The sequence below is a fragment of the Arthrobacter sp. AG258 genome (genome assembly GCF_004364695.1).
Taxonomy (GTDB): domain Bacteria; phylum Actinomycetota; class Actinomycetes; order Actinomycetales; family Micrococcaceae; genus Arthrobacter.
Map to the genome: position 1 here is coordinate 43,206 of NZ_SOBI01000012.1, position 24,963 is coordinate 68,168.

Sequence of the window (24,963 nt, forward strand, 5' to 3'; positions counted from 1 at the left end):
AGGCTGGCTTTGTTAGTGTCGTGCCCGGGTGTACTGGCAGGAGACCCGCGTACACTCAGCCACTATCACCGCCAGGGCGACGTATCATTTTCCGCGAATGGTAACCTCCCGTTCCCTGGGCGGCAACAGTGCTCCATCCGCGGTGATCGCAATCCCCAAGGTGTGCTTGCCAGGCGGCATATCTGCGGTGGGCCATAAGGCTTGATAGCTTTGGCCGCTCTTTTCGAATTGCACCGTGCCGGCACCGGATCCGACGCGAAGAGTTGCATCGATCTGCGGTTGCCCCTCTGGTGCCTTCACATGGAACCGGACTGGTAGCGTCGAGCCCTGCTGCACGGTATCTTTCATGGGCGGATCCTCGGCGAACTGCAATGCGCTGTAGCGGACTATCTTTTCCGTGCTGTTGCCGGCTTTGTCTGTTGCAGTCACGACGTACTCGTGAACCCCGAATTCCGAACTGAGAGGAATTACGCCATTCGTCGGGACTGGTACGGATTGACCATCTGCTGTGACTTTGAGGGAGTACGCGCCGCTGTCATCGTGGGCTGAGACTGTCATCGACGAGTCGACGTCGTCCCAGACGGCACCTGGTGCCTCTACGCTCAATTCGGGTGCTTGAGTGTCGTATGCGAACCGGGTGTGTATGGTCGAACCTTTTGCATTTGCAACGTCGATGCGAAGTCTGACCGGGTCCATTGACAGCACCTCCACCCGCGGGTCCTTGTCGAGGACTGCCGCGACGGAGCGAGCCACTTCCACGTCCACATGTGCTCCTTCAGGGGAGCCGCTTTTAATCTGGACGTGCCGAATCTGCGGTGACCAGATCTTAGGATCGTTGTCGAGGACCTCAATCCGTACATACTGGCTCCCAGCTGGAAGAGCACCCGCGTTAGTGACGTCGGCCGTATTATCAAGGCCGCCTCCGTCGATCGGCGTGTACGGTTCGGTGAACTTGGCCTGCACCGGGCTCCATGTGGCATTGTCTGGGGATGTGGAGAAGCGGACGCGGTCGAGAATGGAACTGGTGTTGTTTCCGGCCTGCTGATGATTCCAGCGGAGCGTGACCTGGAAATTTTCTGCTTGATCGACCTTGTAGGTGAGGAATTCATTGGTCGGGGCCATGCGTTTGAAGCCCCCGCCGGGTTCCAGACCCCAATGGTCGGATTTTTGGAAGATCTGAGAAAATCCATTTGCGGGGTCATCGATTGAACCGGCACGGTCGGCGCCCTGCGTCGGGTCACTCACCGCGATAGTCAGCCCGTCTTTCGTTTCCTGTGTCATGAGGGCAGCTCGGCCGGTCACCGTGAGGAATCGAGATCCGTCGACGTCAATCGGGGTCGGTTTGTCTGTCCAGACTGTCGCACCGAGAAGTCCCTTTGCGGCTTCCCGGACCGCGTGCACTTCGGTGGTCTGCGAGAGCACCTCAGCCTGGGGAGCTTTAGCATAGGACGCAGTCTTTTGGGCGTCAGCACCCGGGAGGAGGACGTACGAGTATGAAGCGTCCTGAGGGTCTTTGCCGTGGTTGATGGCGAGTGACGCGAATCGGTTCTGTGCTGCCAGGTTGCTGTTCCCAATTTCTGACCAGTTTGCTGACCGACTTTCGTGAAGAGCGGTTAGTGCTGTCTTTTTTGGAAAGACATACCCGAGATCTGATCCGCTTACCCCGCCACTGAGGGCTGCCCAGCTGACGTCCCCAAGATCACGTTTGCCGTCGTCAGCGCCCAGTTCCTGTCCATCCACGGTAAGGCGTCCTGGAAACGCATCCGAAAGACGCCGGTTCTCCACTATCGTCTCAACTTCGCGGCCTTTGTTTGCAGTGATACCGCTCCCGACTGCGACAACTTCATCGTCCATGACGAACCATGACTTCTGCGCGTCGAGGGTCGTCCCGGGGGAGGCAATCTGCATGCCAGATACGCCGTATTTCCCGTTGAGGTCAGCACCCCCAGCCCAAGCCGAGTCTCCGTGCGCCTGCGGAACGCTGGGTAGCAGCTGAATCCGCACGAACCGTGTTCCTGCGGGGAGCGCACCGGAGGGGCGGACTACTGAGGTAGTCCAGCCGTCTGCAGTGACTGTGGGAGTGGCGGTAACTTTGACGGCGGAGTAGCTGCTGTCGTTGGAGGACACCATCACGACTAGGCGGTCGAGACCACTCGCGGCAGTGTGATGAACTTCCAGCGCGAAAGACGAAGCACCGGAGGGAGCCGCGTATGTAAGTTGTTCTTGGGAGTTCTCGGTGCGCCGAACACGGCTCGGGTCGCCGTTCGCTCCCTTCGGATCCTTCTCTATGATCCACCGGGGAGAACGGTAGTGCACGTGGGAAAGGTCATCCAGCTCGTCGACGATGGTTTGCGGGCCCACGATCTCGACCCGTCCAAGCTGCGGGGCAATTACGTCGTCGTCAAGGTGCTTCACCACGGTAGTTCCCGGAATCCGGGCTGAGTCGATTGTCGGCCAGTAGTCATTCCCGTACTGATCGACGTCTGATGTGAGCAAAGTGGTACGGCCGTCGGCTGTGTGCCATCCGCGGACATTCTCGTTATTAATGGACTCATAGTTCTGCGTTCGGCTGGAGTGCATTGCCACACCAAAGGACCAGCCGTCCCGACGAGCCACGGCTCGGTCCATTGCCGGGAACTGTCCGTAAGAGTCGGTCGGTTTCAGGGCTGGGATGCCTGAGTCGTTCAGGATTCGTCGGGCCTCAACAATGTTCGGGATTGATCCCGAGCGCCAGAAGCTGGATTGTGGATCCGAGACAAGGAGATATTTCACGAGGCTTGCCAGGTGCTCAGATTCCTCCTGGGTGCCAATGGAGCGCAGGTCCAGGGCCAAATTGATCAGCCCCGTTGCGCGATCCTGGCCCCGGGGCCGGGCAATGTTGCGGCCGGCAAGAGAGTCATGGATTCGGTTGCCGAACAGGAAGGGCTCAAAGGAATCTTTGACCCAGTTGACCAGGTTCCCTTTGTCCGGATCCTTAATTGCCCACGGTGAACCTTCGTAGAGCATCACGGCGAGAGTCGGTTCGATGATGTTGGACCAGCCGTAACCGGTGGTATAGGGAAAGCCCTCGTGAAACAGCACCGAGCCGTCACGGTTGAAGCCGTTCGCGCCGTCCGCGGCGTAGTCGAACAAGGGCGACAAGGCCTGCGTTGCGTTCGTGACGATGGCCCCGTCTTGGCCGAGGATGCCTCGCTTGCCCAAGACGGTCACTGCCCATGCAAGATTTGCGCCCTCCGACGCCAGGTTCCAGTTGACACTGTGGCCAAGTCGATCCGGCCGCGGTAGGAAATGGTCAATTGCGGCAAGGTATTCCGGGAGCAGTCCTTCAGGGAGGTCGTCGTACATAAGGGCGAGGACGTCCACCAGAGCCAACGGAACTCCGAGCTCCCACGCGAACCAGTTGTTATCCGGACTCTGCGGCGCAAAGGGCACGTCCGCGTTGTACCAGTTCTTTTCGAGCCATACGAGCGCGCTAATGATGTCTGCACGCACCGCAGGGTCATTGTGTAGGGGCGTGCCGACTGTCCGGTACGCCACAGCGATATCGCGCAAGGCAAGGTATGTCTGCGTAATGTTCTGATTCGGTGAAGGCGTTTTCAGGTCCGAAAACACTGAAGTACGGCTATCTGACCTGTCCAGACGGCTAAGTTTGTCCTGCGCCAGCTGCGTGACCGAAGCTACCTTTGCGGCAACATCAGGGTCAGCGAGATCTAAGTCTCCATTGCCAACGATCGTTGCAACCAATTTGTTGCGTACTGCGGTGTAGGAGTCTTGCTCGTCCGCGCTGGCCGGCGCACTCAACGGCACACTAACAGCTGTCAGCAGCATCAGCGCGAGAATTGCTGCCATCCAGGATCTTTGTTGTGCAAAAATGCGCACAGCGTCTCCTTCGACGAAAATAGGGGGTCGATGACGACGATATGCATCGCAAAGCAACGGCGGAAGGCTTTTAGCGTTCATGAACAGCCAAGATCATGAACAGGTGAAAGGATCGAGTTGATTGCCAGTCCGCTGGTCACACCAAACCGTGTTTTCATGAACAACACCGGCCATTTTGACCCACTAAAAGGTATTGGTGCACGACGCTCAACGTCCCCAAATGCTGACCCGCACGGGTTGTAATCTAGGGTTCGGATGCCCTGCACGAAGACAAATTCACGGTGGCCCGTTGTCGTTGACCATTTGCAGTTCACCAGGGATGCTGCATGAACATTCATGAATCCATGAACGCAAGGAGCGCTCGAGACATGAGCAAGACCGTGACAGTGCGGGACATCGCCCACCGCGCAAATGTGTCCAATGGAACCGTTTCGCGTGTGCTTAACGGGCATGTCAATGTCGCCGACGACCTCCGCCGTCGTGTGATTGAAGCGGTTAACGAGCTCGGTTACACACCTAGTCGGCGACAGCACGCGACTGAGGTCCTTAGATTGAGATCCATCGGATTTTTGCTCACGCTCCCGCACCTGGAGCCGGCACAGGATTTCATGGCCCCCTTCTGGGCGCACCTGTTGCACGGAGCTGAAACCCAAGCTGCCCGAATCGGAGCCCAAGTTACATACTGTTCTCTACCCGGCCGTCACCTTGCCTCGGCTGACATTCTGCAGCGCATTGCCGACCTTCGACTCGACGCAACTTTGCTGGTAGGCGCGCCCTCCCCAGCGGTTGTGGAGGCCGTTCAAGAACTGCGCATACCCGTCGTGGTCCTCGACTCGATCCTTGATCCAGATGACTCCGGCGGCAAGCCTCAGGACGCTGTCGTACCCGACTACTTCCGGGGAACTTATCTCGTAACGCGCGAGCTCATTTCTGCCGGCCACCGCCACGTGGCTTTTATCGGCGGCCCAATGTGTCCGGATTTGGTGCGCAACGCCGTCCCGGCCATCGAGATGCGCGCGCGCGGCTTTAGGGAAGCGCTAATCCACGCAGGATTAGCGCCTAGACCGGAGCTCATCGCGGCCTCCGACCTGACGCAGCAGGGAGGCTACGAAACTACACGCGACCTGCTCGCCATGCACCCATGCATTACCAGCTTGGTATGTGCGAACGATGCACTCGCATCGGGTGCTATTCGAGCGCTGCGGGACCAAGGTCGGCGTGTCCCAGAGGAAATCTCAGTCGTAGGCGGCAGCGACGAGCTGGGCGAACACACCTTCCCGCGCCTCACGTCTTATCGGTTTGATCAATCCGCGCTCGGGGCGCTTGCAGTGCAACGCCTAGCGAGGCGTGCAAAAAACCCAGGTAGCCAGGCAGTAACCACAATCTTGCCGGTAGAAATCGTTGGCCGTCAGTCAGTCCTTCCACCGCCTGAGGGCCAGAAGACGGGAGTTCTCGCAGCCACTTCTACTCCCGGTCTTTAGGAGCCTGATAATGGCGATTCCGTAAAGCTGGGGGAGTGAGTGACGCTGAAGAGTCCCGTCTGGCACCGGCGCGTGGGGCTCCACCGTAGCCGACTTAGGTCGCGATCGCCGGCCAGCACTATGGAAACTCATCGGGCAAACCCCAGTGGAACCCGCATGGAACCAAGCGTAAGCATACAATCTGCGGGAATATCGGGCGTAGCCCAAAAAGTACCACTGCTTGCCACAGGGGTGTTTTCTTTTCCAGACGCGGATAGCAGCACTGCTATTGACGTGCGTCCGCGGTTGTGAACGCGGCTGATGGTGGATTTGCCTCCGATGCCGGTGTGGTTTCGGTGATGATTGTAGTGGTGGAGCCAGCCGTTGTAGGTTCCGGCGGGTTCGGTTTCTGAGGTGTAGGGCCGGGCGTAAGCCCATTCGATGGCGAGGGTGCGATTGAAGCGTTCTACCTTGCCGTTGGTTTGAGGCCGGTAGGGGCGGGTCACTCGCGCTTGAGGTGCGGTCCCAGGGCTGCCGCAAAGGGGGCAGCCCCAAGGCCCGGGAGCAGCAACAGGATCCGTTGTCGGTGAGCAGGGCCTTGACGGTGATGCCGTAGGCGGCGAAGAACGCCGCGGCGCGGATCCAGAAAGCGGCGGCAGTTTCCTTTTTCATCGCCGAGGATTTCCGAGTACTCCATGGGAACTACACCTAGGATTGGTGGAATGATGAGAGCACTCCTGCTGGACCGGCCCGGACCACCGTCGTCGCTGCACGTGGGTGCGGTGGCCCGGCCGGTTCCCGCCGCCGGCGAAGTCCTGGTGCGGGTCCACGCGGTCGGCCTGAACCCGGTGGACTACCAAGTGGCCTCCGGCGGTCACGCCGAGTGGGAGTACCCGCACATTCCAGGCCTGGATATCGCAGGCGTGGTGCACGACGCCGGGCCGGGACCGGACCCGCGCCTGCCGGTGGGCACCCGGGTCGTCTGGCACCAGGACCTGCGCCGGCCGGGCGGCCTGGCTGAGTATGTCACCGCCCCCACCTCTGTTCTGGCGATCGTGCCACCGGAAGTCAACATGACCGTTGCCGCGAGCCTGCCGTGTGCCGGCATGACGGCCTACCAGGCCGTCGTGCGCAGGCTCCGGGCGACGGGAGGCCAGTACGCGTTGGTACAGGGAGCCGCCGGTGGCGTCGGCGGCTTTGCAGTACAGCTACTGGCCGCCGCCGGGGCCACAGTCGTGGCAACCTCATCACCACCCAACCACCCCTACGTTCGCGGTCTGGGGGCCGAGACGGTGCTTGACTACCGCAGTGCGGAGTTAGCCTCCGCCTTGCGCGCCGCCAGCGGGGGTCGAGGTTTCGACCTCGTGGTGGACGCAGTGTCGCCCGCGTCGGCGGCGCAGGGACTGCTGCTGCTTCGCCACGCCGGCGGCCTCGCAGCAGTTGCGGGTCGGCCGTCACTGGACGCAGTGCCGCCATTCGGTATTGCCCCAAGCCTGCATGAGATCGCTCTCGGGGCAGCGTACACACACGGGGACGTCGCGAGCCGGAGTGACCTGGCGACTATGCTCACGGAACTGTTACGTCTCGTCGCCGAGGGCAAGTTGGCGCCGCTGCCTATCGAAACCGTCAAGCTCGATGATGCTCCTGAGGCGCTTGACCGTCTCGCCGGGCGCCATGTGCGGGGGAAGATAGTGGTCAGATTGGAAGGACCGTAGCCGATCTGACACGGCACGAACAGCAGGCACGGCGGCCCATGGTCAACCGTGTACGGAAAGCGCACTTTCCTTCAGCGGTCCTTCCGTCTGTGTGGCTTCTTCTACTCCCGTTGTTTAAAGGCCGATAATGAAGATTCTGTAAATCTGTACCGGCTGGGCCGAGCCGGGAGTAGTTTGTTCGATTGGGTGACTTCCGCTGTGTAGCCGAAGACCCTGCAGGGGGAGTGCAGGGTCTTCGGGATCGCGGGGTTTGTTAGGCGGGTTGGCCGGCGAGGCCGTATGCCTCGTCGTCGGACGCTTGGGGGATTTTCAACTCGAAGGTCTCTGTGATGGACGTGTAGTCGTGGTATCCCATTCGGGCCAGGGGCCGGATTTTCGGGATGTCGAGTCGGCCGTCGGGGGTGAGGACTTCGTCGTTGATGTGGATCCGTTCGACCTGTGCGAAGACGATGTCGATGGTCCCGACGTTGGAGTTGCCTGTCATTCTGTGTGTTGAGAGGTACTTGCATTCGAAATGAACGGGGCTCTCGGCAACCATGGGTGTGGGGGAGAGCTCGGCGTATCGCTTGCTGATGCCGGCGCGGTCGAACTCGTTTTCCTCGAAAGGCAGTGCCATGGCGCTGATGTTGACGGCCTCACGGAGGTCGTAGGTGGCCATGTTCCAGACGAACCAGCCGGTCTGCTCCGCGTTGAGGACGGTGTCTTTCCGCCGCCCGTCCGGGTATTGGTTGGCGGAGAACATGACCATGGGCGGGTCGAAGGTCAGGTTCTGCCACTGGCTGTAAGGGGCCAGGTTTTCCACGCCGTCCGGGCTGATGCTGGAGAGCCAGCCGATGGGTCGGGGAACGGTGCAGCTCTTGAAGGGCGAGTAGGGGAGGGGGCTGCGCTCGAGCGCGGGGTCGTATTTCACAAGGTCTCCTCAGAGGTGATAGTTGCCGTTGCGGGGACAGCGGTCCCATGCGGCTTTTCTGAAATTGATTCAAAGGTCCTGGCGCGGTTCCGGACGGCGCGGGAGGTGGCGTAGTACAGGCCGCCTGCGACGACGAGGCCAATGAGCCAGGCTACTTCTGCGCCTCCGAGCAGGTTGGCGATGGGGCCGACGTAGAGCGAGCTGTTCATGAACGGGATTTGGATGAGCACTCCGACGGCGTATGCCAGGAAGGCGCCTTTGTTGAAACGGCCGTATTCGCCGTTTCGGAGGAAGAGTTGGGCGATGCTGTAGCGCTCCTTGCGGACCCAGTAGTAGTCGACCAGGTTGATGGCCGACCAGGGGGTCATGAAGTAGAGCAGGAACAACAGAAAGTTAGTGAAGTTGGTCAGGAAGTTGTTGGTGGCCGCCAACGCGATGGCCAGTGAAACGACCGAGATCGCTATGACGTAGAGCGAGCGTTGACGGGGGCTGACCCGGTCTTGGCCGGTGAGGCTGGTGATGATCGTGGCGAGTGACATGTAGCCGCCGTAGGAGCTGAGGGTGTTGCCGGTGAGCTTGCCCAGGATCACGGCGAGCAGGACCAGCGGCCAGATGGCGCCGCCGAGCCCGGCGAGGTAGCCGACCTGGTCGTGACCGAAGGCTTTGCCGCCCAGGGCTGCGGCGAGAGCGCCCAGGCTCATGGCCAGGGAGCCGCCCAGGACGCTGCCCAGGAAGGTCCAGCCGATCGTGGCGCGCTTGGGGGTGTCCTCGGGTAGGTACCTCGAGTAGTCCGCAATATACGGTCCGAAGGTCAGCTGCCATGAGGCCGAGAGGGAGATGCCCAGGACGAACGCGGCCCCATCGAACGCGTTGGTCTCCACGACTGGGCCGATGTTCCCGTCGGCGATGATGCGGACGAGGAGGATGACGAACACGACGGCACTCAGGACGGCGGCGATGTGCGAAAACTTGTGGATGTAGCGGTAGCCGATGATGGCCAGTGTCGCCGACATGAGTGCGAAGACCATGGCGCCCACCTGCGGCGGGACGTGGAGCAGGGTGCCGATCGCCTGGCCGCCAAGGACCAGGCCCGTGGCGTAGAAGCCGACGTAAATCATCAGGGCCAGGACCAGCGGCAGGATCGCCCCGAAGTAGCCGAATTGCGCCCGGCTCTGGATCATCTGTGGCACACCGAGTTTGGGGCCCTGGGCGGAGTGCAGGGCGGTGAAAAACCCGCCTACCGCGTTGCCCAGGATGATGGCCGGGATCGACCAGAGAGCGCTGTTGCCCAAGATGACAAACAGGGCACCTGTTACGACTGCGGTGATGGATGTGTTGGCAGCGAACCATACGAAGAGCAGGCTCCTGGGCTTGCCATGGCGCTCTTCAGGTGGGATGTAGTCGATGGAACGCCGTTCGACGGTAAGGGTCTTCGCCATTGCAGACCTCAAATCTGTTGAAAGTGGGAAGGGGAGGTGAAGCCAGTCACACCAGTATGCGACCGATATACCGGTTGTGCAAGGGGTTCGGCTAAAGTGGGAGCATGATGCAGCAAGGAAAAGCCGCCCAAGCCTACGAGGAGATTGAACGCCTCATCGTCTTCCAGGAACTTACTCCCGGCTCACTTGTCTCCGAGGCGGTCCTGATGGAGAAGACCGGCCTGGGCCGGACCCCGGTGCGGGAGGCCCTGCAGCAGTTGGCCCGGAACCGGCTCGTGGAGATCCACCCCAACAAAGGCGTACTCGTCCCACCCGCCTCGGTAGAAGCCCAGTTAAGGATGCTCGAACTCCGGCGGGTACTAGAAGCCCTGGCGGTGCGTCTGGCCTGTGAAGCCGCAACCAGCCTTGAGCGCAACGCAATGCAGGAAATGGTTCAGCTGCTCGAGGCAGACCGCTTCACGCTCAGGCAGTACCTGGACACAGTCAAGGAAACCCACCAGATGATCGTCGCCGCGAGCCATAACGAATACCTCGCCGACGCCATGGCCCCCCTCCAAGGACTCTCGCGCCGATTCTGGATCACCCACGTCCGGGACGAACAAGCCGAAGTCAGCCAGGGATCACGCCTACACGCCCAAATCCTCCGCGCCATACTCAACAGCGAAACAGAGGACGCCGAAAAAGCAAGCCATGCCCTCAACGACTACCTCGTAGAGTTCGCCTACCGAACTGTGCGCGCACGCGTGGAAAGCCGCTAGCCAGCACCAGCCTTCGATGGCAGAGGTCGGGGAAGCCTGGCGAATCGCTCGAAAGCACCGCTCTTAGGGCTCCTCCCGGGCCGATTTGCGAACGCCGATAATTGACCTTATGTAAAGCTGTACTCTGCGTCTCCCACGAAGTGCAGCATTCCGGCGGTTTGCGCAGGTTCAACGCATGCGCTGGGTTCTGACAACTTACCTTGGTTTTTCCGCACCACCATGTACACTCTCGACGTGATCAGTGCGGTAAAGGAACTGGGGAAACGCTATCTTCCGATAACGCCTAGTGCTGCGCTCGTCTGGACTGTTTTGATCCTCTCAGTGATCTGCGGATTTGGCTTACTGATCAGCGTCGGCGGTGGCATGCCCAATCTTTTCAGTGGCTTTTTGGGTGCAGCGTTGGGAGGCGCCGCTGCGCTTGTTGCCGTAATTGCCTCTCTACGCTCGCTTAGGCGACAGCTGGCTCACCAAGAGCAGGAAAATGCCAAGCAACGGGAGCGTGACGGCTTGGTTCGTCTAATGGCAGCCTTTGGTGCGTTGGAAGGATCTATTGAGCAGGGCAACTTTGCCGATCACCGGAAAGGCCGACGTGACAGGACGATGGATGGGGTTGAGCTGGCCACCGCACAACTGCACATGCAGCTTCTTTACCCTGACCCCCCATTTTTGTATGTAGTAAGGCTTTGGCAATGGTGGTTGAGCCAGCGCGCCTACCACTATTGGCGTCTCCGTGACGGCGATGTTCAGGCGAAATACGAGTACGAAACGAGTAACGCTTTATCTCATATCGGGTCTATGGCTGGCTTTGTGGCCGAAAAACTCGCCGCCTACGGTCGCAGTACTGATCAGGGTGCCCGTAAGGCTATCGTCCGAGAACTAGCCGAAGAAGTGTCTCGTGTCGGACTGCGAAAGAGCCGATGGGATGTTCCCTCTAATCGGCCCTTCAGGGCGGACGACTGGATTTGGAAGGACATTCAGCATCCCCCTGTCGGTTGAACCTCTTGCGGTCGGCGATCCTTGCTCATGCACATCTTTGGCGAAACGCTCGACTTTAGAGCAGGTATTTAGTTTATTGCGATGGCCGTCGCCTACACGTAGGGCTGCGCGCATTGCGTCCGGCCCAGGGGCATCCCTCTTGTTCAGCCGCTGCGGAACCGCATGCAGAAACTGACCAGCTTCCACGCATCCACCGGCAAACCTCTGCGGGGACGGGGCTCACAAGACTCACAGGGACTCACAGCGTGATCCCGGCCAGCAACGAGTCTTGACGGCTCTGCCGGATGCCCGGACACTCAATTCCACGCAGCAAGGGTTGGAGGCGGCCATGGTTGGTCAACGGATCGGTTATGTACGGGTCAGCACACTTGAACAGAACGAGAAACGCCAACTCGAAGGCCAGGTTCTCGATCGAGTATTCACAGACAAAGCTTCCGGCAGGGATACTGCACGGCCCCAGCTGACAGAACTGCTTCGGTTCGCCCGCGACGGGGACACAATCGTTGTGCACAGCATGGACCGTTTGGCTCGGAACCTCGACGACCTGCGTGCACTCGTCCAAGGACTCACCCGACGAGGGGTACGAGTCGAGTTCATCAAAGAGCAGCTCGTCTTCACCGGCGAGGACTCCCCCATGGCCAATCTCATGCTCTCGGTTATGGGTGCCTTCGCTGAATTTGAACGCTCCCTCATCAGAGAACGCCAGCGGGAAGGTATTGCCCTAGCCCAGCAGCGCGGCGTTTACAAGGGACGAAAAAGGACTCTGACGCAGGAACGGGCGGCCGAGCTGGTTCAACGCGCCGCCAGCGGGATCCCTAAAGTGGTCCTCGCCCGCGATTACGGAATCAGCCGAGAAACGGTTTACCAATACATCCGCCTCGCGAATGGAGTGACCCCAAAGCCTCTTCCTCCTACGCAGCTCCTATAGCTGGGATACTCGACCAACAAAACGTCGGTTATTGGCTATTTGCACGGACGGGGGAGAACCCCGAAAGGCCCTGTTTCCGGCAATTACCCGTGCTCGTCGTTTGCCGCCGCCCGTCGCCTAAGCGTTTCGATGTAGTCCCCACGGATTACGCTCCGGGTGCGCGGCCGCTTACCGCCATTGATGTCTCGGACGTACTGTGCCAGGCGCTCCGGGTTCTTCCCGGACCAGCCATGAGCGAGGGCCCAGCCCTGGATCGCGTCCGCGTCCATGGGGATGCCAGCGTCACGTAGGGCAAGCAGGACGCCGACCACCTGGTCTTTTTCGAATCCCGCCGAGATCGTGTTGTTGTGGTTGACAGTCAGCGTCAGACCTTTGAGTGCCTCGATCAGGACGGGGTCGAGGCCGGGGCCCGCCTCTTCGTCCGCCCACGCGGAGCCGTCGCCTAGGATGACTGGCTTTGTGGCAGCGACCCAGGGACGCAGGCGGTCGTTCCAGCTGATGACGCACAGGGCCTTTACTCCACTTGAGTAGCGCACCAGCTCGCCTATTTCCTGCATATCGGGCCAAGCCATGAGCACCGGTCCGACACCGGCAGGTACGCCTCCCCCGCGCCCGGTGATGTGCTCGACATCTTGGTGCCTCTGCACAAAAGAGTCCAGAACCGGCCGGTTTTTGAGGTTGGACTTGAGGTGGGTCCATACGGAGATCGTGTCGCCAGCCTTCGCGTGCTGCAAACACCAACCAATGGCCGCCTTGATGCCTTCGTCATCGTTACTGGCAACAGCGGTCGGGTAGTCAGCGTTTCGGTCGAACATCAATGCCCCCTCGTTAAGTTCAGGGCACTATCCTATGAGTCCGAACCGGAGCAGTCGCCGTATGACGCCTCACGCCCTGTCACCTTAACGACAATCAAACTTCGTCCCACACTGGACTGTCGTAAAGGCTGGCTATCCGCCAACACAAGGCGTTAGCTTCCGACACCGGAAGATGGTGGTCGGTGTTGTGCGCAAACTTATTCCGAACGAACGTATACACCGTACGCAAGCGGGTGACCACGATTCTCCGATAGGTGGAGTCGATGCCGGCTTGCTCCAGGCGTGAATCAATTAGGGAGATCAACGCCCTTCCGTACTTGTCTGTATTTAGCCGACGTTTGAGCATTGACTCGAGCTTGACAGTGGCCTCCCTCACTGCCGTATCAGCGAATCCCAGTTTCAAGAGGGTAGAAATGCGGCTCAGATCCGGTCCTAAGGTCAAGGCGTCCCGAAGGAATTCCTCCATCCTGGCCCAGCCTTCGTCGGTAACCCTGATCCGGGTCGCGTCCTCTCTGATGAGAGGCCACGTCGTCTCGTACTCGCTAAAGGAATCCTCGGGATCACGCGGCTCCACAACTGACTCCGGGATCGGCACTAAAGTGCCATCGGCCGCCTCGAAAAAGAGCCCTTCGCCCTCACCAACAGCGTTCATCCATCTGCGATGGCGCCACTCGTCAATGCTTCCCCAGGAGAGTCCTTCGCTTTCGATGAGGCCTTTATCCTGTAGGGATTTCAGGTCATCATGCCACGCAGCAGCGTAAAGATCGTGCGCTATATCCCGGCGCCGCGGCTCCACCACGAGCAGCAGGACCTGGTCGATGTCGTCAACAACGAGTAGGTCCGTACCGTGCGGGTACTGGCAGAGATCGAGCAGTGCGTTCAATTCGCCTGGTGGCCCTTGGTAGTAGGGCCAGTCAGCGTGATGGCCGTCGGCATCTCTACCGTCAGCAAGGGCCCATTCAGCCCCATTTCCGCTGTAGCCTAGCCAATATTTCGAGGGCGCGTCATCCATGGGATACAGCGTATCCGCGTCAACTCGGTTCGAAGCGGCAGGTTGACGATGGTCAATTATCGGCGTTTGAAAATGTCCGGGGGAGGGCCCGAAAAGGGGCCGGTTTTACCTGTCGAATAGGGTCCCTGCCGGCCCCAGATCTACCGGCGCGAGGAAGGCCAATAGAAGGTCTCCCACCGCCACGGCGGGCGATACAGGGACTCCCTGACAGTGGCATGAGTCCATCTCGTTCATGGCAACGTGTTGTCCCAATGGTCGCGCCAGTTTCCGAACAATCCATAGGTCGCGTTTGCAGACGGATCACGCCAATGCCGACTGCTCGTCGGTAGGGTCGGCAGCCGGTCCTCGTCCTGGGCGGACGTGGAGGTGCCTTGGCGCTGGTTTGCCGAAGGATTCGGGCTTTTCCCCTGTACGGAAGTTGGCTTCACACATAGCGGTTGCTCCACGGCCTGCACAGGAGCCAGCCTCTTCGGAAGATCCTTTCTCAGCCACTTGATGTACTCAAGGTCCCTGCCGACATCTTTGAAACCCGGTGTGCCTTTGTGGATCCGGGAAAGGTCTAGCAGATCGGTCTCCATCCAGTACCTCCTGAGAAATGTCTCTGCTCCGGGATATTCCATGCCTTGTGCCATGATTAGCGCGTGGCCGGCTTCTACTAGCAGCTGTAGTCTGGCCAATTCTCGGTCGGCAGGGACAGCTGTCCTGCCGTAGACATCGGCCACGGCACTCCACGTGTTGAGCAGTGCGTCGAGAAGATATTCGTCCTTCAGCGTTTGGCGCACCTTTGAGCTGCTGAGCTCCAGAATGTCCAGGACCAACCCGTTGGGCATCGTGGCGGAGTGCTCGCGGCTAAGTCTCAGGAAGGCGTCGACTCTTGCGGCTGTAATGCCATAAGCCCTCAGCCAGGTGAGAGTCGCTTGGGACTGCCCGGCACGCTGCCGACGCTCCTTGATGAAAGTCGCCGCGGTCCAGTTGATGAAGAGTGCATATGGGTGTGACTTCATGATTACCTCCAGTGTTTGAAGGCGTTTGCGACGCCTGGATGTTCGAAAAGCGCGAAAGAAAAAGGACCGTCCAGAGGACGGTCCTTCGAGGGGGGATTATTTTGATGCTGGCTTGGGGCGAAGAGGCCGCCTCCTTTCTGTACTTAAAAAGAAGAACCCCTGCGGTTGCAGAGGTTCAAAGGTTATTCAGGCAGTAGGCCGGTCCGCCCTTACATATTCAACGGCCGCGATGGCGCGGTCTGCAGCCTAGCTCCTTGGAATGCCGATAAGAATCACGATAGCTGGTCGTGTCAAAAGTTTCGGTTACGCGGAGCAGCGTACGTTCCTACCTTTTACCGAGGTTAGCAGTCGGTCCAAACCTAACCGACGACGCATGCCACCAGCAGTGCTGTTACCCGCACCCGAAAAGAAAAGACCCCTGCCGCAAGCAGAGGTCCCTCTTGAGCTATCTCCATATTCATACGACTTCCGTGACAGTCGCAAAAGGGAAGGCCTGTTCGTATCTCTCTAGATTACCAAGCACACCAAATTACGTGGTCACGCATACCCCAAGGGCCGGTTCATCACAACACACTCAAACGTCACCCACTCCCCCAGCTTTACGGAATATCCATTATCGGCTATTAAAGTACGGGAGTAGAAGTAGCTGCGACAACTCCCGTCCGTCAACGAATTCAACGTTTCCGCAGGTCAACCGGCCTTTGCTGGAGTCGCTTGTCCCTGGCGCCATTGCCGAGTTTGCCATCCGATCGCTTAGGGCTGTAGGTTTCCTGCATCTAATGCATGTTTCCATGGTTTAGGGGTCGTTGTGCGTGGTGCCGTTCCGGGTTTCGTCCCGCGGATGCTGGTGGATCCGGACATTGGGCTGTTCCGGGCTGATGAGCGGGTTTTCACGGCCATGCTTGATGGCTGGCGGGCGCAGATGCTGGCACGCGGCCTCACGACACAGACGATCGAGCAGCGCTGCCAGCTGCTGGAACGCTTTCAGCGGTTTACGGGTGACTTTCCGTGGCAATGGCGCCCGGCTGACATTGATGACTTCCTGGCCGATCTGCGCTCCGGCGAGAAACCGATCAGCCTGAAGACGTTGCGCTCGTACAGCAACGCCGTGGCAATGTTCTGCTCTTACCTGACGCATCCTGGCTACGGGTGGGGCGAGTTCTGCGAACGGACATTTGGCGATATTCCGAGCCAGATCTGCTTCGAGTGGAACATGCCCAGGCATACCACCGATGATGCCGTCCCGACGAAGAAACGGTCCTTCACCAAGGCGGAACTGCAGCGGCTGTTCGACTACATCGATGACCTTGTCGACAGGGAATATGCCGCCGGCAGCAAACGCTGGCTGCCACTGTTCCGGGACTCGGTGGCATTCAAGGTCTGTTATGCCTACGGGCTTCGCCGACGCGAAATGACCATGCTGGACTTGGAAGACTTCGGCCCGAACCCGCACGTTAGCGACTACGGCCGGTTCGGAGCAGTCCAGGTTCGATTCGCCAAAGGCACGGCAGGCTCAGGACCCAGACGACGCACCGTCTTGACCGTGCCGGAGTTCGACTGGGTCGTGGACCAGCTCAAGACTTGGACAATCGGCGGGATGCGCCAGCAGTTCCCGACGGCTGAACGGTCCTCGGCTCTTTGGCCGAGCGAGCGTGGGGCCCGAATGTCGCTGGGCTCCTTCGGGGATGCGTTCGCCGCTGCACGGGATGCCGTCGGCCTGCCACAGGAGCTGGGCCTGCATTGCCTCAGACATTCCTACGTGACCCACCTGATCGAAGCCGGTTACGACGCCGCCTTCGTGCAGACTCAGGTTGGCCACTCCTATGCTTCGACGACCGGGCTCTACACCTCGGTATCGTCGGACTTCAAGCAGAAAACCGTGCAGCAGATGATTGCACGTCGCATCGCGAACTTGGAGGACCCAGATGTCTGAACAGCGCCGGATCGGCTACCGCTGGAACTTGCGAGCCCTGATGGCAAAGCAGAACCTGTGGAAGACCACCGAACTGATGCCGCTCCTGAAATCCCGTGGCATCAACCTCTCCGAAAGCCAGGTTTATAGGTTGGTCACGTCCACGCCGGAGCGCATTCCGGCCAGGACCTTCGCGGCGCTCTGCGACATTCTGGACTGCACACCAAACGACCTGTTCGAACCATTCGTTGAGATGCGCGCCGCAGCGACAGCCAACGCCCCGAAACGCAGCGAAGACCTAGGCATTCAACCAGGCAACCCGATCGCTCGACGGGTCCGACTCGTCGCTTCCGAGGACGGTGAGTAGGCCGCGCAAAGCAGAGGACCCGATCCGGTGGCCGGTCCCCTGCGGCCGCTGCGGCCAGCACCACCAAACCGTCGCCCGGTGGCCGGACGGTGGAGTCTGCGGCTATTGCTATCAGCAGGCAAAACGCACCCGGGGAGTCTGCGAATGCGGACACGAAGGTGTCCTGCCGGGAATTATCGATGAGCAGCCGGCATGCCGCAGCTGCTCGGGCGTTCGGCTCAACGTCGACTGCGAGGGCTGCGGCGCCGAAGACGAACTCTATACCGGTGGACGCTGCTGGACCTGCGTCCTCGGCGACGTCGTAGACAACCTGCTTACCAACCCGGACACGGGGTCCATGGCCACGGAATTGATCCCACTGGCAGCTGCACTGAAGTCGATGAAGCGGGCCAACAGCGGCATGACCTGGATCCGACAAAAGCACGTCACGGCCTTCCTGCGAACCCTCGCGGCCGCACCCGCAATCAGCCACGAAATCTTCGACGAACTACCCGACTCACGCACCCGCGAATACGTCCGAGGACTCCTCATCGAACACGGGGTACTCCCCCAACGTGATGCTTTCCTGTTGCGATACGACAGCTGGGCCGCGCAAGCCTTGGAACGCGTCAGTGACCCGCAGAACCTTGACGTGGCCCGCCGCTACATCCGATGGCATCACCAACGACGCATGAATCTCATGGATGAAGTCACCCGCGGCACCTACCTTCGTGCCAAGCAGGAAGTCACCGTCGCCATCGACCTCCTGAACTGGCTCACCAGTCATGACGTCAAACTTTCGGAACTGCAGCAGTCCCACCTTGATGTTTGGCAAGCCGAGGGGCCGACGACCAGACGCATCGCTGGGCGCTTCCTCAAATGGGCCATCAATACCAAGGCCGCCCCACTTGGGCTCACCATCGTCCCGCACCGCCGCGGCACCAGCCCAAGACTCGCCAAGCCCGGACAAGACCAAGCGCTCAAACAAGTCATCCACGACAACGGTCTGGAGACGCGTGACAGGGCCGCCGCGATCCTCATCCTTTTCTTCGGACAACAGGCTGAAAAACATCGCACGGCTAACCTGGGACGACGTGACCATCACCGAAGAACTGGTCACCATCCAGCTCGGGACAATCCAGATCGGACTGCCGGATCCACTGGACAAGCCGTGGCGCGAACTCTCTGCGAACCCAGGTCACGACCTGACCGCCTCGCACCCCAACACCAGATGGGTGTTCCGCGGAGCCTCTCCCGGACGACACATCCATCCCGGACACCTCACGACCCGTCTCGGCAAGTTGTTCAGCACACGGGCGGCGAGGCTCGGTACTCTCCACGAACTCACCAAGCTCGCACCCGTGGCCATCATTGCCGAGACCTTGGGATATTCCCCCACGACCATCGAGCGCCACGCCATAGACTCGGCCGCCGCTTACGCCCAATACATGGCGGCGGCCCACCAACAGCGAACGAGTCAGACCGTTCGAGCTTCTGATGGAGAATGAGGTCATGAATGAGGTGGCAATCGGACATCAGGGCGCGCTCAACTTCCGCGTTGAAGGGACACTTCGCAGCCCGGACGGCACTATAGATAACCTGACGGTCACCGCGGAACTGCAAGGACTTCGAGCCAGCAAAAATGTCTACGATTTCGACGGCTGGTCGGGGCTGCTGTCCTTTTTCGAGGAGCTCGCACTCAATTGGCGAGGCTGGGACGGGAACAAAAACTTCGACTCTCTGGAGGGAGATTTTCGGCTGTCCGCGAAGCACGACGGACACGTCCGGCTCTCCCTCGAGCTCGGGGAGCTCGACCGCCCGACTCCATGGGCGGCCAAGGGAGAACTCACATTAGATCCCGGCGAAGAACTGACTGAAGCAGTGGAGGCACTCCGGGAATTGCTGGCCGCCCCAAAACCGTGAGCTTCTGGAATTACTCCTCAGCCCTGGGACAGATTCTCATCACCTTCTCGGACAGGGCAGGTACTCCCGGCTCACGAATACCCGCCTCTGCCAGTTTCCTATGACTGTCGTGTATATGAGCCAGAACGACGTCTTGTGGCACGCCTTGAAGAGTTGGTGGGGTGCGGTGACGTAGGCGTACGACGGGAAGGACTCTTGGCGTAGATCGCGAAACAAGGTGACTACGCGTGTCACGGTGTGCCATTTACTCGACGATCTCACCAGAGTTTTCGTAAGCGGCGATCTTGTTGATCCTGCGCTTGTGGCGTTCGTCGTTGCTGAATGGCTCTTCCAAGAAAGCCTCGACCAACGCGGTTGCCTCAGCTACCGAATGCTGTCGACCGCCGAGCGCTAAGACGTTAGCCTCGTTGTGCTGCCGGGCCAGGACTGCTGTTGAGTGATTCCATGCGAGTGCCGCTCGGATGCCCTTGACCTTGTTGGCAGCGATTTGCTCGCCATTGCCTGAGCCGCCAAGGACTATTCCCAGGGCATGTTTCCCGGACTCCTGGTCGGCAACTACGGCGAGGGCGGCACGGATGCAGAACGCCGGGTAGTCATCCTGAGGGTCATACTGCAGCGGGCCATGGTCAACAACGTCATGGCCTTTAGCCGTCAAATGATTTACGAGATGCGCGCTCAGCTGCATTCCCGCATGGTCAGTGGCTATATGGATACGAGGAAAGCTTGCTGTGGCTGCCACGCCGTACACTCCAATTGTCTGTTCGCGGTTAATTTCTGTTCTCTGGATAGCACCTTGGATCTGCCGCCAGAGTAAGTGGCGAAATCCATTTCCTACTTTCACGTGGACATGGGCAGCGCGGGGGTGGTAGTGCTGTTGCGCTGAATAATCTTTGGTTCCATCTCCAGCGTCCGCGGTCCTTCCGTACCGCCCAGTGCCCTGAGCATCATGTCCATGCACCGCCGGCCGAGTTCTTCGAAGTCCTGCCCGATGGTGGTCAGCGGGGGGCTGAAGTAGGCGGCTTCGGGCTGGTCGTCGAAGCCCACCACGGAAACGTCCCGTGGCACTTTGATCCGGGCCTCATTCAGGGCACGCAGCACCCCGAGGGCCATCTGGTCGTTGCCCACAAAAAGGGCCGTGGCCCGGCGGGTGACCGCCACCCGCCGGCCGATCTCATACCCGCTGCCGGCACTCCAGTCCCCCTCGATCATGAGATCGGCGTCCAGTCCGGCCGCAGCCAGGGCGCACCGCCAGCCGTCCGCGCGCGCGACCGCGTCAATCCAGTCCTGCGGCCCTGCCACATGTCCGATCCTGGTGTGCCCCAACTGGATCAGATGCTGCACGGCCAGCTCGGCTCCACGGCGCTGGTCCACCTTAACCCCGCAAACCGCATCGTTTCCGACAGGTCCCACTGCCACCACAGGCACCCCGACAGGCAGTGCGGCCAGCGCTGCCGGCGTCTCCAGGTGCGGAACAATCACCACGATCCCGTCCACCGACTGGTCCATGAAGTGCCGGACGGCAGCCAGGATCGCGTCCCGGTTGACCTCCCGAAGGGCAGCTACGCTGACGAAATAGCCGGCGTCCCTTGCAGCACGTTCCACCCCCAGCAGCGTGTTGGCTGGCCCATACTGCGAGAACTCGCTGGCCAGGACCCCGATGGTCTGCGAGCACCGGGTGACCAGGCTCCGGGCAGCTGTGTTGCGGCGGTACCCTAGCTGCGCAATCGCCGCCTCCACCCTCTCCCTGGTACCCGCACTAACATTCGGGTGTTTATTGACCACCCGTGACACCGTCTGGTGCGACACCCCGGCCAGCTCCGCTACATCCTCAAGCCTCGGCCGCCGCACCATCTCTGGTCAGATCCCCCCGGCCAGCTTGTAGTAGGCCGCGTTCCAGTTCAGGTCTTTCTTGAACTGGCGGATGGTGGTGCCTTCGTCGATGGTGAGCAGTTCGGTCTTAGCGATCTCCGCGAAGTCCTCGAACACATCCATCCCCACCTGGGTGGAGAGCACGGTGTGGTGCGCGGCGCCGGCGGTGAGCCAGGCGGCGGCGGACGTGGCGAAGTCCGGCTTCGGCTCCCACAAGGCGCGGGCCACGGGCAGGTTGGGCAGCGGCTGGTCCAGGGGAACCACGTCGACGGCGTTGGCCACCAGGCGGAAGCGGTCCCGCATGTCGGACAGGGCGACGACGACACCCGGGGAGGCATCGGCGTCGAACACCAGGCGGACCGGGTCTTCCTTGCCGCCGATGCCCAGCGGGTGGATTTCCAGGCGCGGCTTGGAGGCGGTGAGGGAGGGGCAGACCTCGAGCATGTGGGCGCCCAGGATCTTCTCGGACCCCGGTTCCAGGTGGTACGTGTAGTCCTCCATCAGGGAGGCGCCGCCGGGCAGGCCGGCACCCATCACCTTCGCGGCGCGCACCAGGATGGCGGTCTTCCAGTCGCCCTCAGCGCCGAAGCCGTACCCGGCGGCCATGAGCCGCTGCACGGCCAGGCCGGGAAGCTGGCGGAGCGCACCCAGGTCCTCGAAGGAGGTGGTGAAAGCGGCGGAGCCGTTGGCTTCGAGGAAGCTGCGCAGGCCCAGTTCGATCCGGGCGCCGTACCGCAGCGATTCATGCCTGGCCGCGCCTGCGCGGAGCTCCGGCACCACGTCGTACAGGTCCGTATATTCCGCCACCAGGGCGTCGACGTCGGCCTCCGCCGCGCCGTGCACGGCGTCCGCGAGCTCGTTGACGGACCACGTGTTGACCGCGACGCCGAAGCGCAGCTCAGCCTCGGTCTTGTCGCCTTCGGTCACGGCGACGTTGCGCATGTTGTCACCGAAGCGGGTCAGCTTCAGGGTGCGAACGGCGGCCCAGCCGGCGGCGGCGCGCTGCCAGGAACCCACCTGGCGTGCCACCTCGGGATTGGAGACATGCCCGACGACGGTCTTCCGGGCGATGCCCAGGCGGGACTGGATGTACCCGAACTCGCGGTCGCCGTGCGCGGCTTGGTTCAGGTTCATGAAGTCGAAGTCGATGTCCGCCCAGGGCAGGTCGCGGTTGGCCTGGGTGTGCAGGTGCAGCAGTGGCTTGCGCAGCAGGTCCAGGCCGGAGATCCACATCTTGGCAGGGCTGAAGGTGTGCATCCAGGCCGTCACGCCGATGACCGAGTCATCCGAGTTTGCCTCCAGGGCGGTGCGGCGGATGGCATCGGAATCGGTCAGGACCGGCTTCCACACGATCCGCACGGGGACTGTGGAGGAGGCGTTCAGCTGGTTCGCGATCTCCTGCGACTGGGCGGCCACCTGCTTGAGGACTTCCTCGCCGTAGAGGTGCTGGCTGCCGGTAAGGAACCATACCTCGTAGCCGTCAAGGGAGGTGTTTGCTGCGGTGCTCATGGATTCTCCTGGAAAAAGTTCTCGGGCCTGTTATTGGCCGTAGACGTTCTGGTAACGGGCGTAGAGGGAGTCGATGTGGTCCTGGTTGATGGGCAGGGGCTCACCGAGCTGCCGGGCGACGTGCACGGTGCGGGCCACTTCCTCGCACATCACGGCCGCCTTCACGGCGGACCGGGCATCTTTGCCGATGGTAAACGGGCCGTGGTTCTGCATCAGGACCGCCGGTGAGTTCGAGTTTTTCAGTGTCTCCACGATGCCGTGGCCGATCGAGTCATCCCCGATCAACGCGAACGGGCCCACCGGAATGGAACCGCCGAACTCGTCCCCCATCATGGTCAGCACGCACGGGATGGCCTCACCGCGGGCTGCCCAGGCGGTGGCGTAGGTGGAATGCGTGTGCACCACACCACCCACCTCGGGCATATGCCGGTACACGTAGGCATGCGCTGCAGTGTCCGAGGACGGCGACAGGGCCGGGTTGCCCCAGTCGCCGTGGTTGTTTCCCGACACCGGGACGCCGTGGAGGTCGGTGACAATCATCTGCTCCGGGGTCAGGTCCTGGTAGGAGACTCCGGAGGGCTTGATCACCATCAGGTCGGTACCTGGCACCCGCGCCGAAATGTTCCCTGCCGTCCACACCACCAGCCCGTACCGGGTCAGCTCGGCGTGCAGGGCGCACACTTCCTCACGGATCCGGGCAATGGTCTGCAGGATCGCCGGGGTTACACCGGTTCCGGCGGTCATGCGGACACCTCCACGCCACTTGCGGTCCGTGAACCGGACGTTTGGACAACCGTGCCGGCGGCCTTGCGCTGGATGGCCTTCAGCCGGTGCATCACGTCATTGCTGCCGCGGCCGAAGTAGTCGTGCAGCGTCTTGTACTCCTGGAACAGTTCGTCGTAAGCGGCCACGTTGTCCGGGATCGGGGTGTACACCTCGCCGGGTTCGGCCCCCATGGCGGCGGCGGCTTCGCGGATGTCCGCGTAGGCGCCCGAGGCTACGGCGGCGTGGATCGCCGAGCCCAGGGCCGGGCCCTGCTCGGAGCCGATGGTGGATAGCTGCAGGGCGGTAGCGTCCGCATAGATCTGCATGAGGAGCTTGTTCTTGAGCAGGCCGCCGGCGACGATGAATTCCTTAACCGGGACACCGGCGTCACGGAACGCATCCACGATGGTGCGGGTACCGAACGCTGTGGCTTCGAGCAGCGCCCGGTAGGTGTCCTCCGGCTTGGTGGCCAGTGTCTGGCCCACCACGATGCCGGAGAGCTCGTGGTCCACCAGGACCGAGCGGTTGCCCGAGTGCCAGTCCAGTGCAATGAGGCCGTGCTCCCCGATGGCCTGCCGCGAGGCCAGTTCGGTGAGGTACTCGTGGATTCCCAGGCCCGCATCCTTGGCGGCCTGGTGGTATTCGGGCGGGACGCCGTTCTTGGTGAACCAGCCGAAGATGTCGCCGACGCCGGACTGGCCGGCCTCGTAGCCCCACAGCCCGGGCACGATGCCTCCGTCTACTGCCCCACACATGCCGGGTACCTCGCGCAGTTCGGTACCGTTCATGACGTGGCAGGTGGAGGTTCCCATGATGGCAACCAGTTGGCCGGAGTCCACTGCCTTTGCTGCCGGGGCGGTGACGTGCGCGTCAACGTTTCCCACGGCGACGGCGATTCCCTCCGGCAGGCCGGTCCATGCAGCAGCCTCCGCGGTGAGAGTGCCCGCTGCGTCACCCAGCCGACCGATGGTGTGCTCCAGCTTGGAGCTGACGAAGTCCTTGAAGTCCGGATTCAGGGCCGCGAGGAAATCCTCCGACGGGTACCGGCCGTCCTGGTAAATGCCCTTATACCCGGCGGTGCAGGCGTTGCGGACGTAGCGGCCGCACAGCTGCCAGACGATCCAGTCGGCCGCCTCCACCCAATGGTCCATGGCGGCGTAGGCCTCCGGATCCTCTTCCAGCAGCTGCAGGCCCTTGGCGAACTCCCATTCCGAGGAGATCAGTCCTCCGTAGCGCGGCAGCCAGTCCTCACCCCGCTCGGCAGCGAGCCGGTTGATCCGGTCAGCCTGCCCCTGCGCAGCATGGTGGCGCCAGAGCTTTACATAGGCGTGCGGGCGGTTGGCGAAGGCGGGCAGTTCGTTCAAGGGAGTCCCGTCAGCCTTCACCGGCACCATGGTGCAGGCAGTGAAATCCGTGGCAATCCCGACGACGGCAGCGGGATCGATCCCCGCATCAACAACTGCCGCGGGGACAGCCTTGCGCAGGACATCCCGGTAATCGTTGGGCACCTGAAGTGCCCATTCGCCGGGAAGCCGGGCGCCGTCGTCGCCCGCTGTGTCCTGGGGCAGGGCATCGGTGACCACCGCGTGTGGATAGTCGTGGACCGCACTCCCAAGTTCCTTGCCATCGCGGACCCGCACCACCACGGCACGGCCCGAAAGGGTTCCATAGTCCACCCCGACAACGCAGTAGTCGGCGCTTTCGATTGCGTCCATAAGAAGTT

At 61.2% G+C, this 24,963-nt stretch carries 21 protein-coding genes and 1 pseudogene; 9 read left to right on the forward strand and 13 right to left on the reverse strand.

Annotated features, from left to right (window positions below):
* Positions 1–84: 84 nt before the first annotated feature.
* Positions 85–3,879, reverse strand: coding sequence for a polysaccharide lyase 8 family protein (locus DFO47_RS19930; protein WP_166651768.1), 3,795 nt, complete (start codon positions 3,877–3,879; stop codon positions 85–87).
* A gap of 368 nt (positions 3,880–4,247) precedes the next feature.
* On the opposite strand from DFO47_RS19930, the gene DFO47_RS19935 reads away from it, so the two are divergent.
* On the forward strand, positions 4,248–5,360 hold the full coding sequence (locus tag DFO47_RS19935; RefSeq protein ID WP_166651769.1) for a LacI family DNA-binding transcriptional regulator: 1,113 nt from the start codon (positions 4,248–4,250) through the stop codon (positions 5,358–5,360).
* A 284-nt stretch (positions 5,361–5,644) separates the two neighbouring features.
* Here DFO47_RS19935 and DFO47_RS21375 read toward each other — a convergent pair.
* Positions 5,645–6,036 (reverse strand): annotated as a pseudogene (locus tag DFO47_RS21375) (integrase core domain-containing protein); the annotation flags it as partial.
* Positions 6,037–6,061: 25 nt separating this feature from the next.
* Here DFO47_RS21375 and DFO47_RS19945 point away from each other — a divergent pair.
* Positions 6,062–7,054, forward strand: a complete 993-nt coding sequence (locus DFO47_RS19945; RefSeq protein ID WP_166651770.1) for a zinc-binding dehydrogenase — start codon at positions 6,062–6,064, stop codon at positions 7,052–7,054.
* 253 nt (positions 7,055–7,307) lie between these two features.
* On the opposite strand, the gene DFO47_RS19950 is transcribed toward DFO47_RS19945, so the two are convergent.
* Both DFO47_RS19950 and DFO47_RS19955 read right to left on the reverse strand, forming a co-directional pair.
* Positions 7,308–7,964: a flavin reductase family protein gene (locus DFO47_RS19950; protein ID WP_133832762.1), complete on the reverse strand. Its 657-nt coding sequence runs from the start codon at positions 7,962–7,964 to the stop codon at positions 7,308–7,310.
* Complete coding sequence (locus DFO47_RS19955) at positions 7,961–9,403, reverse strand: cytosine permease (protein WP_133832763.1); 1,443 nt, start codon at positions 9,401–9,403, stop codon at positions 7,961–7,963. The genes DFO47_RS19950 and DFO47_RS19955 overlap by 4 nt, the downstream gene beginning before the upstream one ends.
* 104 nt (positions 9,404–9,507) lie before the next feature.
* Here DFO47_RS19955 and DFO47_RS19960 point away from each other — a divergent pair, with 104 nt between their 5' ends.
* The 3 genes from DFO47_RS19960 (at position 9,508) to DFO47_RS19970 (ending at position 12,085) form a co-directional block, all read left to right on the forward strand.
* Positions 9,508–10,161 (forward strand): GntR family transcriptional regulator, encoded by a 654-nt coding sequence (locus DFO47_RS19960; protein ID WP_133832764.1) that lies wholly within the window; start codon positions 9,508–9,510, stop codon positions 10,159–10,161.
* A gap of 234 nt (positions 10,162–10,395) precedes the next feature.
* Entirely contained in the window at positions 10,396–11,157 is a 762-nt protein-coding gene (locus tag DFO47_RS19965) for a hypothetical protein (protein ID WP_133832765.1), read from the forward strand.
* Positions 11,158–11,485: 328 nt separating this feature from the next.
* On the forward strand, positions 11,486–12,085 hold the full coding sequence (locus DFO47_RS19970; protein ID WP_133832815.1) for a recombinase family protein: 600 nt from the start codon (positions 11,486–11,488) through the stop codon (positions 12,083–12,085).
* Between the two features lie 83 nt (positions 12,086–12,168).
* Here DFO47_RS19970 and DFO47_RS19975 read toward each other — a convergent pair whose 3' ends face one another.
* The 3 genes from DFO47_RS19975 to DFO47_RS19985 form a co-directional block, all read right to left on the reverse strand.
* Entirely contained in the window at positions 12,169–12,900 is a 732-nt protein-coding gene (locus DFO47_RS19975; RefSeq protein WP_133832766.1) for a hypothetical protein, read from the reverse strand.
* Between the two features lie 94 nt (positions 12,901–12,994).
* Positions 12,995–13,912 (reverse strand): hypothetical protein, encoded by a 918-nt coding sequence (locus tag DFO47_RS19980; protein ID WP_133832767.1) that lies wholly within the window; start codon positions 13,910–13,912, stop codon positions 12,995–12,997.
* 230 nt (positions 13,913–14,142) lie between these two features.
* Complete coding sequence (locus DFO47_RS19985; protein ID WP_133832768.1) at positions 14,143–14,916, reverse strand: hypothetical protein; 774 nt, start codon at positions 14,914–14,916, stop codon at positions 14,143–14,145.
* 808 nt (positions 14,917–15,724) lie between these two features.
* On the opposite strand from DFO47_RS19985, the gene DFO47_RS19990 reads away from it, so the two are divergent.
* A complete protein-coding gene (locus DFO47_RS19990; RefSeq protein ID WP_243835563.1) occupies positions 15,725–16,849 on the forward strand; it encodes a tyrosine-type recombinase/integrase in 1,125 nt (374 codons plus the stop codon).
* Positions 16,842–17,195 (forward strand): helix-turn-helix transcriptional regulator, encoded by a 354-nt coding sequence (locus tag DFO47_RS19995; RefSeq protein ID WP_133832769.1) that lies wholly within the window; start codon positions 16,842–16,844, stop codon positions 17,193–17,195. Before DFO47_RS19990 ends, DFO47_RS19995 begins: the two co-directional genes overlap by 8 nt.
* Before the next feature lie 496 nt (positions 17,196–17,691).
* On the opposite strand, the gene DFO47_RS21380 is transcribed toward DFO47_RS19995, so the two are convergent.
* Complete coding sequence (locus DFO47_RS21380) at positions 17,692–18,246, reverse strand: hypothetical protein (protein WP_243835564.1); 555 nt, start codon at positions 18,244–18,246, stop codon at positions 17,692–17,694.
* Between the two features lie 22 nt (positions 18,247–18,268).
* Between DFO47_RS21380 and DFO47_RS21385 the strand changes: the two genes are divergently transcribed.
* Positions 18,269–18,682: a hypothetical protein gene (locus tag DFO47_RS21385; RefSeq protein WP_243835565.1), complete on the forward strand. Its 414-nt coding sequence runs from the start codon at positions 18,269–18,271 to the stop codon at positions 18,680–18,682.
* A 4-nt stretch (positions 18,683–18,686) separates the two neighbouring features.
* The gene (locus DFO47_RS20005) at positions 18,687–19,097 is read left to right on the forward strand and encodes a DUF6228 family protein (RefSeq protein ID WP_133832770.1); all 411 of its coding nucleotides are present in this window, start codon (positions 18,687–18,689) and stop codon (positions 19,095–19,097) included.
* Between the two features lie 244 nt (positions 19,098–19,341).
* Here the strand turns inward: DFO47_RS20005 and DFO47_RS20010 are convergent, their stop codons facing one another.
* The 5 genes from DFO47_RS20010 to araB all read right to left on the reverse strand — a co-directional run bounded on the left by DFO47_RS20010 (position 19,342) and on the right by araB (position 24,955).
* Positions 19,342–19,836, reverse strand: a complete 495-nt coding sequence (locus tag DFO47_RS20010; protein WP_133832771.1) for a ribose-5-phosphate isomerase — start codon at positions 19,834–19,836, stop codon at positions 19,342–19,344.
* Positions 19,837–19,934: 98 nt separating this feature from the next.
* Positions 19,935–20,948 (reverse strand): LacI family DNA-binding transcriptional regulator, encoded by a 1,014-nt coding sequence (locus DFO47_RS20015; protein ID WP_133832772.1) that lies wholly within the window; start codon positions 20,946–20,948, stop codon positions 19,935–19,937.
* A gap of 6 nt (positions 20,949–20,954) precedes the next feature.
* Positions 20,955–22,475: an L-arabinose isomerase gene (araA, locus tag DFO47_RS20020; RefSeq protein ID WP_133832773.1), complete on the reverse strand. Its 1,521-nt coding sequence runs from the start codon at positions 22,473–22,475 to the stop codon at positions 20,955–20,957.
* A gap of 30 nt (positions 22,476–22,505) precedes the next feature.
* Entirely contained in the window at positions 22,506–23,219 is a 714-nt protein-coding gene (locus tag DFO47_RS20025; protein WP_133832774.1) for an L-ribulose-5-phosphate 4-epimerase, read from the reverse strand.
* Complete coding sequence (gene araB / locus DFO47_RS20030; RefSeq protein ID WP_133832775.1) at positions 23,216–24,955, reverse strand: ribulokinase; 1,740 nt, start codon at positions 24,953–24,955, stop codon at positions 23,216–23,218. Before araB ends, DFO47_RS20025 begins: the two co-directional genes overlap by 4 nt.
* Positions 24,956–24,963 lie beyond the last annotated feature (8 nt).

What these genes read in the sequence shown, in the direction of transcription:
- DFO47_RS19935 (WP_166651769.1), top strand. Translation starts at nt 4,248, where the DNA reads ATGAGCAAGACCGTGACAGTGCGGGACATCGCCCACCGCGCAAATGTG.
- DFO47_RS19945 (WP_166651770.1), top strand. Translation starts at nt 6,062, where the DNA reads ATGATGAGAGCACTCCTGCTGGACCGGCCCGGACCACCGTCGTCGCTG.
- DFO47_RS19955 (WP_133832763.1), bottom strand. Translation starts at nt 9,403, where the DNA reads ATGGCGAAGACCCTTACCGTCGAACGGCGTTCCATCGACTACATCCCA.
- DFO47_RS19960 (WP_133832764.1), top strand. Translation starts at nt 9,508, where the DNA reads ATGATGCAGCAAGGAAAAGCCGCCCAAGCCTACGAGGAGATTGAACGC.
- DFO47_RS19970 (WP_133832815.1), top strand. Translation starts at nt 11,486, where the DNA reads ATGGTTGGTCAACGGATCGGTTATGTACGGGTCAGCACACTTGAACAG.
- DFO47_RS19975 (WP_133832766.1), bottom strand. Translation starts at nt 12,900, where the DNA reads ATGTTCGACCGAAACGCTGACTACCCGACCGCTGTTGCCAGTAACGAT.
- DFO47_RS19980 (WP_133832767.1), bottom strand. Translation starts at nt 13,912, where the DNA reads ATGGATGACGCGCCCTCGAAATATTGGCTAGGCTACAGCGGAAATGGG.
- DFO47_RS19985 (WP_133832768.1), bottom strand. Translation starts at nt 14,916, where the DNA reads ATGAAGTCACACCCATATGCACTCTTCATCAACTGGACCGCGGCGACT.
- DFO47_RS19995 (WP_133832769.1), top strand. Translation starts at nt 16,842, where the DNA reads ATGTCTGAACAGCGCCGGATCGGCTACCGCTGGAACTTGCGAGCCCTG.
- DFO47_RS21380 (WP_243835564.1), bottom strand. Translation starts at nt 18,246, where the DNA reads ATGTTTTTCAGCCTGTTGTCCGAAGAAAAGGATGAGGATCGCGGCGGC.
- DFO47_RS20005 (WP_133832770.1), top strand. Translation starts at nt 18,687, where the DNA reads ATGAATGAGGTGGCAATCGGACATCAGGGCGCGCTCAACTTCCGCGTT.
- DFO47_RS20015 (WP_133832772.1), bottom strand. Translation starts at nt 20,948, where the DNA reads ATGGTGCGGCGGCCGAGGCTTGAGGATGTAGCGGAGCTGGCCGGGGTG.
- araA (WP_133832773.1), bottom strand. Translation starts at nt 22,475, where the DNA reads ATGAGCACCGCAGCAAACACCTCCCTTGACGGCTACGAGGTATGGTTC.
- DFO47_RS20025 (WP_133832774.1), bottom strand. Translation starts at nt 23,219, where the DNA reads ATGACCGCCGGAACCGGTGTAACCCCGGCGATCCTGCAGACCATTGCC.
- araB (WP_133832775.1), bottom strand. Translation starts at nt 24,955, where the DNA reads ATGGACGCAATCGAAAGCGCCGACTACTGCGTTGTCGGGGTGGACTAT.